Source organism: Streptomyces sp. 549 (assembly GCF_030124175.1).
In the GTDB taxonomy this organism is placed as follows: Bacteria; Actinomycetota; Actinomycetes; order Streptomycetales; family Streptomycetaceae; genus Streptomyces.
The window spans coordinates 348,600-361,755 of the sequence record NZ_JASKMT010000002.1; the positions used below are offsets into that span (position 1 = coordinate 348,600).

Sequence of the window (13,156 nt, forward strand, 5' to 3'; positions counted from 1 at the left end):
GGCAGGCAGAAGAACGGAAACGGGAGAACGCACGGCGACCGCCCACGAACGGGGGCGGAACCAATGTGCGAGCACCTGGTCAGGCGGGCGGTCCGTCGCCGACGCGCCCGCCGCACCCGCCGCCGGGAATGCGGGCGCGGGGGCGGGCCCGGGGTGCACGCTGGGGGTATGGGACTGGCAGCGGAACTGGGCAGGGAAGTACGCGGCGACGTGGAGTTCGACGCCGCGAGCCGGGCACTGATGACGATGGACGCCTCCAACTACCGGCGGGTGCCCGTCGGTGTGGTCGCACCCCGGGACGCCGAGGACGTGGCGGCGGCGCTGGAGGTGTGCCGGCGGCACGGCACCGCGGTGGTGGCGCGCGGCGCGGGCACCAGCATCGCCGGGCAGGCCACCGGTACGGGTGTGGTGCTGGACTTCACCCGGTACATGAACCGGGTGCTCGACCTCGACCCGGCGGCCCGTACCGCGCGCGTCCAGCCCGGCGTCATCCTGGACACCCTGCGCGGCGGCGCGGCCCGCCACGGCCTGACGTTCGGCCCCGACCCGTCCACGCACCGCCGCTGCACGCTCGGCGGCATGATCGGCAACAACTCCTGCGGCTCGCACTCGGTCGCCTGGGGCACCACCGCCGACAACGTGCGGGAGCTGTCGGTGCTCACCTACGGCGGTGAGCACGCCCGGCTGGCCCGCGGCGGCGACGGCGTTCCGGCGCGGATCAGGGAGGAGGTCGCGGCCCTGGTCGGCGGTGACCTGGCTCGGCTGCGGACCGGCTTCCCCGAACTGCCGCGCCGCATCTCCGGCTACGCCCTGGACGAGCTGCTGCCGGAGCGCGGCGAGGACTGGGCGCGCGCGTTCACCGGCAGCGAGGGCACGCTGGGGGTGCTCACCGAGGCGACCGTGGCCCTGGTCCCGGCCCCCAGGGCCCGGGTGCTGGCTGTGCTCGGCTACCGGGACGAGAGCGAAGCCGCCGAAGCCGCACCGGAGTTGCTGCCGCACGGGCCGCTCACGGTGGAGGGCATGGCCGCCGACCTGGTGGTGGGCAGTGCGCGCGAGTCGCTGCCGCGCGGTGACGCCTGGCTGTTCGTGGAGGTCGGTGGCGAGGACGAGGCGCAGGCGCGGGAGCGCGCCGGGCGGCTGTGCCACGCGGCGGCCTCGGGCACGACCGCGTACGCGCTGGTGGTGGACCCGGCCGACCAGCGGGTGCTGTGGCGGATCCGCGAGGACGCCTCCGGCACAGCGACGCGTATGCCCGACGGCACCGAGGCGTGGCCGGGGTGGGAGGACTGCGCGGTGCCGCCAGCCCGACTCGGCGTGTACCTGCGGGACTTCCGGGCGCTGATGCGCGAGCACGGCCTGCGGGGCCTGCCCTACGGGCACTTCGGCGACGGGTGCATCCACGTCCGGATCGACTTCGACCTGCTCGGGCCGGAGGGCGTCGCCCGGTTCCGCACCTTCTCCGTCGAGTTGGCGGACCTGGTGGTGCGGCACGGCGGTTCGCTGTCCGGTGAGCACGGCGACGGCCTGGCGCGGGCGGAGCTGCTGCCGCGCATGTACGGGCCGGAGATGGTGGGGCTGTTCGAACGGTTCAAGGACGCCTGGGACCCGGCGGGCCGCCTCAACCCGGGCGTGCTGGCCCGTCCCGACCGGCTGGACGCGAACCTGCGCTTCGCGGTGCTGCCCAAGGACACCCGGCCGACCCGCCCTGACGGGTTCTCCTACCCGCACGACGGCGGGGACTTCACCGCGGCCGTGCGCCGCTGCGTGGGCGTGGCCAAGTGCCGCGAGACGCAACCGGGGCCCGCCGTGATGTGCCCGTCGTTCCGGGCCACCGGCGAGGAGCGGCACTCCACCAGGGGGCGGGCGCGGCTGCTGCACGAGATGCTGGCCGGGGAGGTCGTCACCGACGGCTGGCGCTCCCGCGAGGTGCACGACGCACTCGACCTGTGCCTGTCCTGCAAGGGCTGCCGCAGCGACTGCCCGGTCGGCGTGGACATGGCGACGTACAAGGCGGAGTTCCTGCACCACCACTACGCCGGGCGCCCGCGTCCCGCCGCGCACTACTCGATGGGCCTGCTGCCGCGGTGGCTGCGGCTGGTGGCGGCGACCCGCACGGCGCCGCTGCTGAACTCCCTGGCCCGGACGCCGCTCGCACACGTCGCCAAGCGCCTGGGCGGCGTCGCTCCGGAGCGCGACATCCCGCCCGTCGCCCGGACGTCGTTCACCCGCTGGTGGCGGGCGCAGGGCCGGACCGATGGAGCGCTGGCCGCGCCCGCGTCCCGGGTGGTGCTGTGGCCGGACACGTTCACCAACCACCTTTCGCCGGAAGCCGGTTCGGCCGCGGTGGCGGTGCTGCGGGACGCCGGGATCGAACCCGTCGTCCCGCCGGGAGCCGTCTGCTGCGGTCTCACCCAGGTCTCCACCGGGCAGTTGGGCCGGGCCCGGTCGGTGCTGCGCCGCACTCTGGACCGGATGGAACCGGCGCTGCGGGCGGGTGTGCCCGTGACCGTGCTGGAGCCGCCGTGCGCGGCGGCGCTGCGCACCGACCTGCCGGAGCTGCTGCCCGACGACCCGCGGGCCGCCCGGCTGGCGGGCCTGGTGCGGACGTTCGCCGAGACGCTGGAGCAGCACGCACCGGACTGGGAGCCGCCGCGCCTGGACCGTCCGGTGGCCGGGCAGAACCACTGCCACCAGCACGCGGTGCTCGGCGACGCCGCCGACCGGCGGCTGCGGCAGCGCGCCGGACTCACCGGCGAGCTGTCCGCCGGCTGCTGCGGCCTGGCCGGCAACTTCGGCTTCGAGAAGGGCCACTTCGAGGTGTCGAGCCGGTGTGCGGAGGACCAGCTGCTGCCCGCGGTACGGGCGGCGGGGCCGGACGTGGAACTGCTCGCCGACGGCTACTCCTGCCGTACCCAGCTGTCGCAGCTCGCCGGTGTGCACAGCCGCCACCTGGCGGAGGTCCTTGCCGAGGGCCTGCGGCGGCGACCGGCGGCCGGTCCGGGTGACGCCGGGAAGGCGCCGGAAGGAAACCCGGGCACGGAGTGAACCCGGCAGCCCTCCACGGCGTCTGAACATCCGGCGGGGAAAATGCCCTGCAACTGGCCGGGAATTGGCTGGGAATTGTACTGCTGGATTGGTTCGGGGAATTCTTTGACGTAGTCGCGGTGGCGCTTCTAATGTGACCCCACGAATCGGCCCGGTAAGGGCGGTTGCACGTTCACGCGTGTCGTTGCCGCTGCTTTGTGCTGCCCGGGCCGGCCCACTGAGGGAACTGAGAAGAAGGAGCCACCCCCCATGCGGCTTTCCCTGTCCCACCCGGCCGGCCGGCGCCGCCTGGCCGCCGCCGCCCTGGCCACGACGGCGGCCGGAGCGCTGCTCGGCGCGACCGTCCCGAGTGCCGTGGCGGCCCCGTCCGACCAGGAGCGCGCCAAGCCCGGTGCGCGCATCATCGGCGGCGGTGACGTCTCCAACGACGCGCTGCCTTTCATGACCGCCCTGCTCAGCAAGGGAAAGGGAAATCCGAAGGACCGCCAGTTCTGCGGCGGTAGTCTCGTCAACCAGCACGTCGTCATGACCGCCGCGCACTGCGTGGAGGGAATGAAGCCCAAGGACCTCCAGGTGGCCGTCGGACGCACCGTGCTCTCCCGGACCGGCCAGGGCCAGGTACGCGAGATCAGAAAGTCCTCCGGCGCGGGCGACCCGGGCGGCATCGTCATACACCCGCGCTACACCAAGGGCGCGGACGCCTACGACATCGCCTTCCTGGAGCTGGCGAAGCCGGTCACCGGGGTGCGGCCCGTGCAACTGCCCACGGTGGGCACGGACTCGCTGATCCGTCCCGGGGCCAAGGCCACCGTCGCGGGCTGGGGCAACACCGACACCGGCATGCCGCACTTCCCGGACCGGCTGCGGCAGGTCAAGGTTCCGCTGCTGTCGCACGACGAGTGCAAGATCGCCTACAAGGAGTACAACCGTCAGGTGAACGTCTGCGCCGGAGTGGCCGGCAAGGACTCCTGCCAGGGCGACAGCGGAGGCCCGCTGTTCCGTCCGGTGCCTGGCCGGGAGGGCGTCTTCCAGATCGGCGTGGTGTCGTGGGGTGACGGCTGCGCCGAGCAGGGCGCGCCGGGTGTCTACGCCTCCACCAGCTCGGCGAAGCTGTGGAAGACCCTGGGCGAGTCACCCGAGGGCAAGAAGATGGCGAAGCGCCTGAACCGCTGAGCCGACCCGGCACAGCCGCCAACCGCTGCGGCCCGCGGGCCCGTTCGGCAGGCCACGCGTGCGGCGTCAGTCGCCGCCGCGTGAGCCGGTCGGGCGGGCCCGCACGTGCATGCGCTCGCCCTGCGCGCCGAACAGGCTGAGGAACTCCACCGGCCGGTCACCGGCGTTGCTGAAGGCGTGCGGGGTGCGGGTGTCGAACTCGGCCGCCTCGCCCGCCGTGAGCACCAGGTCGTGCTCGCCCAGGACGAGGCGCAGTCGGCCGGAGAGCACGTACAGCCACTCGTAGCCCTCGTGCACCCGCGGCTCGGGGCTGTGCCGCGCGCCCTCGGGAGGGGCCGGGAGGATCTGCTTGTAGGCGTTCAGGCCGCCGAGGTAGCGGGTCAGCGGGACGAAGGTCTGTCCGTGCCGGGTGAAGGGCTGCGGGTGGATGCGGGGGTCGCCGGTCGGCGGCGCGCCCACCAGCTCGTCCAGCTGCACGCCGTGCGCCTTGGCCAGCGGCAGCAGCAGTTCCAGGGTGGGTTTGCGACGGCCGGACTCCAGGCGGGACAGCGTGCTGAGCGAGATGCCGGTGAGTTCGCTCAACTGCGCCAGTGTCGCGCCGCGTTCCTGCCGCAGTGCCCGCAGCCTGGGCCCCACCGCGGTCAGCACCTGGGGGATGTCGTTGTCGGCCATCCCTCCATTTGCCGTCACGGCAATCTGTTTTGTCAAGCGAGTACCGGTTGGTGTGCGGCCAGAAAAACGAGCAAGCACGCTTGATTGTTTTTCGCGTCGGTGCCACGCTGGGCCCGCGCCACTCCGCAACGCCCGAGCACCGCAACGCCCGAGCACCGCCGAGTCCGCACCGCAACGCCCGAGCACCGCCACGTCAACGGCGAAGGGTGGACGCCGCGGCGTCCACCACGAGAGGGGCCCATGTGCTGCGCATCGCCAACGCCTCGGGGTTCTACGGCGACCGGTTCGACGCCGTGCGCGAGATGCTCACCGGCGGACCGCTGGACGTGCTCACCGGCGACTACCTGGCCGAGCTGACCATGCTGATCCTCGGCCGGGACCGCCTGAAGGACCCGGATCGCGGCTACGCCCGGACGTATCTGCGGCAGCTGGAGGACGGCCTCGGGCTCGCCCGGGACCGCGGGGTGAAGCTGGTCAGCAACGCGGGCGGCCTCAACCCGGCGGCGCTCGCAGACGCGGTGCGCGCGCTCGCCGACCGGGTCGGCGTGCCCGTCCGGGTCGCCCACGTCGAGGGCGACGACCTGCTCGGCCGGGGCTGGGGCGAGGGTGTGCTCACCGCGAACGCCTACCTCGGAGGCACCGGCATCGCCGCCTGCCTGCGGGCCGGAGCCGACGTGGTCGTCACCGGCCGGGTCACCGACGCCGCTCTGGTCACCGGCCCGGCGATGGCGCACCACGGCTGGGCGGCCGACGACTTCGACGCCCTGGCCGGGGCGATGGCCGCCGGGCACGTCCTGGAGTGCGGCGCCCAGGCCACCGGCGGCAACTACGCACTCTTCGGCGAACTCGCCGCCGCCGGGCACGACCTGCGCCGCCCCGGCTTCCCGCTCGCGGAGATCGCCGCCGACGGGTCCGCGGTCGTCACCAAGCACCCCGGCACCGGCGGCGCCGTCACGCCGGGTACGGTCACCGCCCAACTGCTGTACGAGACCGACGGCGCCCGCTACCTGGGCCCGGACGCCACGGCCCGGCTGGACTCGGTGCGCCTGACCGCCGACGGCCCCGACCGGGTACGGATCGACGGTGTGCGGGGCGAGCCGCCGCCGCCGACGCTGAAGGTCGGACTGACCAGGCTGGGCGGCTTCCGCAACGAGGTCGTCTTCGTGCTCACCGGCCTGGACGTCGAGGCCAAGGCCGCCCTGGTGAAGGAGCAGATGGCCGACGCGCTGACCGCCGCCGGGCCGAAGGAGGCGCGCTGGTCGCTGGCGCGCACCGACCGGCCCGACGCGGACGTGCAGGAGGAGGCGTCCGCGCTGCTGCGCCTGGTGGTCCGCGACGCGGACGAGGCCGCGGTGGGCCGGGCCGTCAGCGGGGCCGCCGTGGAACTGGCCCTGGCCGGCTACCCCGGCTTCCATGTCACCGCGCCGCCGGGGCCCGGCGCCCCCTACGGCGTCTTCGAGGCGCTGGCCGTGGACGCCGCCGACGTGCCGCACGTCGCGGTGCTGCCGGACGGCCGCCGCGTCCCCGTGCCGCCCGCGCCGCGCACCCGGGCACCGGCCGCCGTGCCCGAACCGCCGCTGCCGCCTCCGCTGCCCGCCGGGCCGTGCCGCCGCGCGCCGCTCGGACTGGTCGCCGGGGCCCGCAGCGGCGACAAGGGCGGCGACGCCAACGTCGGCGTGTGGAGCCGGGAGTCGCTGGGCGCGGACGGCTGGCGCTGGCTGGTGCACGAGCTGACCGTCAGCCGCTTCCGCGAGCTGCTGCCGGAGACCGCCGCCCTGCCCGTGCGGCGGCACGTGCTGCCGAACCTGCGCGCGCTGAACTTCGTCGTCGAGGGGCTGCTGGGCGAGGGCGTCGCCGCACAGGCCCGCTTCGACCCGCAGGCCAAGGCGGTGGGGGAGTGGCTGCGCTCCCGCCACCTCGACATCCCGGAGGTTCTGCTGTGACGGTGTGGACGTCGGCCCTGGACACCGCAGGGCCCGAGTACGCCGCGAACCGGGAGGTGATGCTCGGCCGCCTCGACGAGATCAACGCCGAGCACGCCAGGGCGCTCGGCGGCGGCGGGCAGAAGTACGTGGAGCGGCACCGCTCCCGCGGCAAGCTCACCGCCAGGGAGCGCGTCGAGCTGCTGCTCGACCCCGACACCCCGTTCCTGGAGCTGTCGCCGCTGGCCGCCTGGGGCAGCGACTACCCGGTGGGCGCCTCCCTCGTCACCGGCATCGGCGTGGTGGAGGGAGTGGAGTGCCTGGTCACCGCCAACGACCCGACGGTGCGCGGCGGCGCGAGCAACCCGTGGACGCTGCGCAAGGCGCTGCGCGCCCACGAGATCGCCCGGGTGAACCGGCTGCCCTGCCTGAGCCTCGTGGAGTCCGGCGGCGCCGACCTGACCGGGCAGAAGGAGATCTTCGTCCCCGGCGGCGCGCTGTTCCGCGACCTGACCCGGCTGTCGGCCGCGGGCACCCCCACCATCGCGGTGGTCTTCGGCAACTCCACCGCGGGCGGCGCCTACATCCCCGGCATGTCCGACCACGTGATCATGGTCGCCGAGCGGGCGAAGGTCTTCCTCGGCGGGCCGCCGCTGGTGCGGATGGCCACCGGCGAGGAGGCCGACGACGAGGAGCTGGGCGGTGCCGACATGCACGCCCGCACCTCCGGGCTGGCCGACCACTTCGCGGTGGACGAGCCGGACGCGCTGCGCCAGGCCCGCCGGGTCGTGGCCCGGCTCAACTGGCGCAAGGCACACGCCGATCCGCCGCCCGCCGCGCCGCCGCTGTACCCGGAGGAGGAACTGCTGGGCATCGTGCCCGGCGACCTGAAGGCGCCCTTCGACCCGCGTGAGGTCATCGCCCGGCTCGTCGACGGCTCCGACTTCGACGAGTTCAAGCCGCGCTACGGCCCGAGCCTGGTCACCGGCTGGGCGGAGCTGCACGGCTACCCCGTCGGGGTGCTCGCCAACGCGCAGGGCGTGCTGTTCAGCGCCGAGTCGCAGAAGGCCACGCAGTTCATCCAGCTCGCCAACCAGCGCGACATCCCGCTGCTGTTCCTGCACAACACCACCGGCTACATGGTCGGCACCGAGTACGAGCAGGGCGGCATCATCAAGCACGGCGCGATGATGATCAACGCCGTCTCCAACTCGACCGTGCCGCACCTGTCGGTGCTGATGGGCGCCAGCTACGGCGCCGGCCACTACGGCATGTGCGGACGCGCCTACGACCCGCGCTTCCTGTTCACCTGGCCCAGCGCCAAGTCCGCCGTGATGGGCCCGCAGCAGCTGGCCGGCGTGCTGTCCATCGTGGCCCGCGCCGCCGCCGAGGCCCGCGGCCGGCCCTACGACGAGGAGGGCGACGCGGCGCTGCGCGCCATGGTCGAGCAGCAGGTGGAGGCGGAGTCGCTGCCGCTGTTCCTCTCCGGCCGGCTCTACGACGACGGGGTCATCGACCCCCGCGACACCAGGACCGTGCTGGGCGTCTGCCTGTCCGCCCTGCACACCGCGCCCGTCGAGGGCGTGCGCGGCGGCTTCGGCGTCTTCCGGATGTGAGACCGGGCCCGACCCCGGACGGTGCGCGGACCGGAGGCGGACCCGCACAGACCCACAGGACCTGAGAGGACCGGATGCTGACCTCCCTGCTCGTCGCCAACCGGGGCGAGATCGCCCGCCGCATCTTCCGCACCTGCCGCGAACTGGGCGTCGCGACCGTCGCCGTGCACTCCGACGCCGACGCCGACACCCCGCACGTGCGGGAGGCCGACCTGGCGGTGCGGCTGCCGGGTGACAGCCCAGCCGAGACCTATCTGCGCGCCGACCTCCTGGTCAAGGCCGCCCTGGACGCCGGAGCCGACGCGGTCCACCCCGGGTACGGCTTCCTCGCCGAGAACGCCGCCTTCGCACGGGCGGTGCTGGACGCCGGGCTGGTCTGGATCGGGCCGCCGCCCGGCGCGATCGAGGCCATGGCGTCGAAGACCCGCGCCAAGGAGCTGATGCGGGCCGCCCGGGTCCCGCTGCCCGACACCGTCGATCCCGCCGCCGCCAGCACCGGCGACCTGCCGCTGCTGGTGAAGGCGGCGGCCGGCGGTGGCGGACGCGGCATGCGTGTGGTCCGCGAACTGGAGCGGCTGCCGGCGGAGTTGGCCGCCGCGCGGCAGGAGGCCGCGGCGGCCTTCGGGGACGGCGAGGTGTTCGTCGAGCCGTACCTGGAAGGCGGGCGGCACGTGGAGGTGCAGGTGCTCGCCGACCGGCACGGCACCGTCTGGGCGCTCGGCACCCGCGACTGCTCGCTCCAGCGCCGCCACCAGAAGGTGATCGAGGAGTGCCCCGCGCCCGGCCTCGACGGGCAGTTGCGCGACACGCTGCACACCGCCGCCGTCCGCGCGGCCCGCGCCGTGGACTACGAGGGCGCCGGAACCGTCGAGTTCCTGCTCTCCGCCGACGGCCGGCCCTACTTCCTGGAGATGAACACCCGCCTCCAGGTCGAGCACCCCGTCACCGAGGCCGTGCACGGCGTGGACCTCGTCCGCCTGCAACTGTCCGTCGCCGAGGGCGAGGCACTGCCCGCAGAGCCGCCGCCCGCCCGCGGCCACGCGGTCGAGGCCCGGCTCTACGCCGAGGACCCCGGCCGCGACTGGCAGCCGCAGACCGGGACCCTGCACAGGCTGGCGCTGCCCGACGGCGTCCGCCTGGACAGCGGCTACGACGACGGCGACACCGTCACCGCGCACTACGACCCGATGCTCGCCAAGGCCGTCGCCTGGGCACCGACCCGGGCCGCCGCCGTGCGCCGCCTCGCCGGGGCGCTGCGGCACGCCACCGTGCACGGCCCGGCCACCAACCGCGACCTGCTGGGCGCCGCGCTCACCCACCCCGACTTCGCCGCCGGCCGCCTGCACACCGGCTTCCTCGACCAGCACCTCGACGACCTCACCCGGACCGACCCCGCCGGCACGTCCGCCGCCGCGCTCGCCGCGGCCCTCGCCGACGCCACCGGCCGCTCCCGCTTCGGCGGCTGGCGCAACCTGCCGTCCGGGCCGCAGTCGAAGAGCTACCGCGCCGAACCGGCGACGGACGCGACGGATGCGACGGGCCCCGCCGCCGTCCACGAGGTGCGCTACCGCCTCGACCGGGACGGCCTGCACGCCGAGGGCCACCCCGGCACCCGGCTCGTCACCGCCGCCCGCGACCGCGTCGTGCTGGAGACCGGCGGCATCCGCCGCACCTACCGCGTCGCCCGCTACGGCACCCGGGTGCACGTCGACTCCGCCGAGGGCGCACGGGCGTTCACCGCCCTGCCCCGCTTCACCGACCCCGCCGCCCGCACCGAACCCGGCTCGCTGCTCGCCCCGATGCCCGGCACCGTCACCCGCCTCGCCGACGGCGTCCGCATCGGCACGGCGGTCGCAGCCGGGCAGCCGCTGCTGTGGCTGGAGGCGATGAAGATGGAGCACCGCGTCACCGCTCCCGCCGCCGGCACGCTCACCGCACTGCACGCCGAACCCGGCCGCCAGGTCGAGGTCGGAGCCCTGCTCGCCGTCGTCACCGAGGAGCCCCCGTCATGACGTCAGCCCTGCTGGACACCGAGGAGCAGCGCGCCCTGCGCGCCGCAGTCGCCGCGCTGGGAGCGCGCTACGGGCGGGAGTACTTCACCACCGTCACCCGCGAGGGACGCCACACCGACGAACTGTGGGCGGAGGCCGGGAAGCTGGGCTACCTCGGCGTCAACCTGCCGACCGCCCACGGTGGTGGCGGCGCCGGCATGCGCGAGCTGTCGATCGTGCTGGAGGAGCTGGGCGCCCAGGGCTGCCCCTTGCTGATGCTCGTCGTCTCGCCCGCCATCTGCGGCTCGGTCATCGCCCGCTTCGGCACCGACAGCCAGCAGCAGCGCTGGCTGCCCGGCCTCGCCGCCGGCACCCTGAAGATGGCCTTCGGTATCACCGAGCCCGACGCCGGCTCCAACTCGCACCGCATCACCACCACCGCCCGCCGCGACGCGGCCACCGGCGACTGGCTGCTCACCGGCCGGAAGATCTACATCTCCGGCGTCGACATCGCCGACGCCACGCTCATCGTCGGCCGCACCGAGGACGCCCGCACGGGCAGGCTCAAGCCCTGCCTGTTCATCGTCGACCGCGACGCCCCCGGCTTCCACCGGCAGCTGATCCCGATGGAACTCGCCGCCCCCGAGAAGCAGTTCGAGCTGGTCATGGACGACGTGCGGCTGCCCGCCGACGCGCTCGTCGGCGACGAGGACGCCGGGCTGCTGCAACTGTTCGCCGGGCTCAACCCGGAACGCATCATGACCGCCGCGTTCGCCCTCGGCATGGGCCGCTACGCGCTGGGCCGGGCCGTCGACTACGCCCGCACCCGGACCGTGTGGAAGTCACCGATCGGCGCCCACCAGGCCGTCGCCCACCCCCTCGCCCAGGCCCACATCGACCTGGAACTCGCCGCCCTGATGACCGCCAAGGCCGCCCACCTCCACGACAGCGGGGACGACGCGGGAGCCGGCGAGGCCGCCAACATGGCCAAGTACGCGGCGGCCGAGGCCAACATCCGGGCCGTCGACCAGGCCGTGCACACCCTCGGCGGCAACGGCCTCACCACCGAGTACGGCCTGGCCTCCCTGCTCAACGCGGCCCGTGTCGCCAGGATCGCTCCGGTCAGCCGGGAGATGATCCTCAACTACGTGTCGCACCAGTCCCTCGGCCTGCCGAAGTCCTACTGAGGGACAGCCCCCGGACACCGGGACCGGGTTCCGCTGCGACCCCGTCCGCCGCCTTCCGCCCGCCGCACCCGCGAGGAGACCACCGTGACCGACCCCACCGCAGGCGCCGCCGCCGAGGACACCGCCGCCGAGGACACCGCTGCCGAGGACACCGCCGAACTCGTGCACCGCACGGACGACCGCGGCGTCGCCGTCCTCACCCTGGACTCCCCGCACAACCGCAACGCGCTGTCCACCCGTCTCGTCGCCGCCCTGCGCGACCACCTCACCGCGGCCGGCGGCGACGACTCGGTGCGCGCGGTGCTGCTCACCCACACCGGCAACACCTTCTGCGCCGGCGCGGACCTCCGAGACGGCGGCGGGTCCCCGGCCGACCTGGTGGACCTGCTGCGAACCCTCGTCGAACTGCCCCGCCCCGTGGTGGCCGCCGTCGACGGCCACGTCCGCGGCGGCGGACTCGGCCTCGTCGGCGCCTGCGACCTGGCGGTGGCCTCCCACCGGGCCACCTTCGCCTTCACCGAGGTCCGCATCGGCGTCGTCCCCGCCGTCATCTCGCTGCCGCTGCTGCCCCGCCTGGACCCGCGTGCCGCCTCCCGCTACTACCTGACCGGGGAGCGGTTCGACGCCGCCGAGGCGGCCCGCATCGGCCTCATCACCGCCGCCGGTGAGAACACCTCCCACGCCCTGGAGCCCATGCTGAGCGCGCTGCGGCGCGGCTCCCCGCAGGGCCTCGCCGAGGCCAAGCGGCTGGTCACCGCGGAGGTGCTGCGCGCCTTCGACCGGGACAGCGATAGCCTCGCCAGTCTCTCCGCGCGCCTGTTCGGCAGCCCCGAGGCGCGCGAGGGCATGACCGCCTTCCTCGAACGAAGGGACCCCGCATGGGCGCTGTGACCGCCCCCAAGCAGGACCGCAGCCGCGCCACCAGGCAGCGGCTGCTGGAGGCCGCGGTGAGCTGCCTGGCCGAGCACGGCTGGTCGGGCAGCACCGTCGCCGTGGTCGCGGAGTACGCCGGGGTGTCCAGAGGCGCGGCCCAGCACCACTTCCCGACCCGGGAGGACCTGTTCACCGCCGCCGTGGAGTACGTGGCCGAACGCCGCTCGGCGGCGCTGACGGCCCTGCCCCGCCCGGCCGGCACCCGGGCCGCCGTCGCCCTGCTCGTGGACCTCTACACCGGCCCGCTGTTCCGGGCCGCCCTGCACCTGTGGGTCGCCGCCTCCCACGAACCGCAGCTCGGCCCGCGGGTCGCCGTGCTGGAGGCCCGCATCGGCCGGGAGACGCACCGCATGGCGGTGGACCTGCTCGGCGCTGACGAGTCCGTGCCGGGGGTGCGGGAGACGGTGCAGGGGCTGCTGGACATGGCCCGCGGCCTGGGCCTGGCCAACCTGCTCACCGACGACACCGCACGCCGTGAACGTGTCGTCGCGCAGTGGGCCGGGGTGCTCGACGCGGCCCTGACCGCCCGCTGACCCGGGTGGCCTTGATGACGGGCTGAGCTGTGACGTTCGGGCTTGGGCCCGACCTCAGCGATGCGAGCACGCAGTACGTGAGTC

9 protein-coding genes are annotated in these 13,156 nt (G+C 74.6%); 8 read left to right on the top strand and 1 reads right to left on the bottom strand.

All coding sequences use genetic code 11. The features are described from left to right. Positions 1 to 168: 168 nt before the first annotated feature. Together QNO07_RS03690 and QNO07_RS03695 are read left to right on the top strand one after the other, a co-directional pair. The gene (locus tag QNO07_RS03690) at positions 169 to 3,045 is read left to right on the top strand and encodes an FAD-binding and (Fe-S)-binding domain-containing protein (protein ID WP_283989947.1); all 2,877 of its coding nucleotides are present in this window, start codon (positions 169 to 171) and stop codon (positions 3,043 to 3,045) included. A gap of 249 nt (positions 3,046 to 3,294) precedes the next feature. Next, entirely contained in the window at positions 3,295 to 4,218 is a 924-nt protein-coding gene (locus QNO07_RS03695) for a S1 family peptidase (RefSeq protein WP_283989949.1), read from the top strand. A gap of 66 nt (positions 4,219 to 4,284) precedes the next feature. Here QNO07_RS03695 and QNO07_RS03700 read toward each other — a convergent pair whose 3' ends face one another. After that, positions 4,285 to 4,890, bottom strand: coding sequence for a helix-turn-helix domain-containing protein (locus tag QNO07_RS03700; protein WP_283989952.1), 606 nt, complete (start codon positions 4,888 to 4,890; stop codon positions 4,285 to 4,287). A 206-nt stretch (positions 4,891 to 5,096) separates the two neighbouring features. On the opposite strand from QNO07_RS03700, the gene QNO07_RS03705 reads away from it, so the two are divergent. The 6 genes from QNO07_RS03705 (at position 5,097) to QNO07_RS03730 (ending at position 13,072) form a co-directional block, all read left to right on the top strand. Further along, entirely contained in the window at positions 5,097 to 6,833 is a 1,737-nt protein-coding gene (locus QNO07_RS03705; protein ID WP_283989953.1) for an acyclic terpene utilization AtuA family protein, read from the top strand. Continuing rightward, positions 6,830 to 8,428, top strand: coding sequence for an acyl-CoA carboxylase subunit beta (locus tag QNO07_RS03710; protein WP_283989955.1), 1,599 nt, complete (start codon positions 6,830 to 6,832; stop codon positions 8,426 to 8,428). The genes QNO07_RS03705 and QNO07_RS03710 overlap by 4 nt, the downstream gene beginning before the upstream one ends. Before the next feature lie 74 nt (positions 8,429 to 8,502). Continuing rightward, positions 8,503 to 10,440, top strand: coding sequence for an acetyl/propionyl/methylcrotonyl-CoA carboxylase subunit alpha (locus QNO07_RS03715; RefSeq protein ID WP_283989957.1), 1,938 nt, complete (start codon positions 8,503 to 8,505; stop codon positions 10,438 to 10,440). Continuing rightward, positions 10,437 to 11,606 (top strand): acyl-CoA dehydrogenase family protein, encoded by a 1,170-nt coding sequence (locus tag QNO07_RS03720; protein ID WP_283989959.1) that lies wholly within the window; start codon positions 10,437 to 10,439, stop codon positions 11,604 to 11,606. Before QNO07_RS03715 ends, QNO07_RS03720 begins: the two co-directional genes overlap by 4 nt. An 84-nt stretch (positions 11,607 to 11,690) precedes the next feature. Further along, entirely contained in the window at positions 11,691 to 12,497 is an 807-nt protein-coding gene (locus QNO07_RS03725; RefSeq protein WP_502961767.1) for an enoyl-CoA hydratase family protein, read from the top strand. Continuing rightward, complete coding sequence (locus QNO07_RS03730) at positions 12,485 to 13,072, top strand: TetR/AcrR family transcriptional regulator (RefSeq protein WP_283989961.1); 588 nt, start codon at positions 12,485 to 12,487, stop codon at positions 13,070 to 13,072. Before QNO07_RS03725 ends, QNO07_RS03730 begins: the two co-directional genes overlap by 13 nt. The last annotated feature ends 84 nt before the right edge of the window (positions 13,073 to 13,156 follow it).

What these genes read in the sequence shown, in the direction of transcription:
- QNO07_RS03730 (WP_283989961.1), top strand. Translation starts at nt 12,485, where the DNA reads ATGGGCGCTGTGACCGCCCCCAAGCAGGACCGCAGCCGCGCCACCAGG.
- QNO07_RS03695 (WP_283989949.1), top strand. Translation starts at nt 3,295, where the DNA reads ATGCGGCTTTCCCTGTCCCACCCGGCCGGCCGGCGCCGCCTGGCCGCC.
- QNO07_RS03720 (WP_283989959.1), top strand. Translation starts at nt 10,437, where the DNA reads ATGACGTCAGCCCTGCTGGACACCGAGGAGCAGCGCGCCCTGCGCGCC.
- QNO07_RS03700 (WP_283989952.1), bottom strand. Translation starts at nt 4,890, where the DNA reads ATGGCCGACAACGACATCCCCCAGGTGCTGACCGCGGTGGGGCCCAGG.
- QNO07_RS03715 (WP_283989957.1), top strand. Translation starts at nt 8,503, where the DNA reads ATGCTGACCTCCCTGCTCGTCGCCAACCGGGGCGAGATCGCCCGCCGC.
- QNO07_RS03690 (WP_283989947.1), top strand. Translation starts at nt 169, where the DNA reads ATGGGACTGGCAGCGGAACTGGGCAGGGAAGTACGCGGCGACGTGGAG.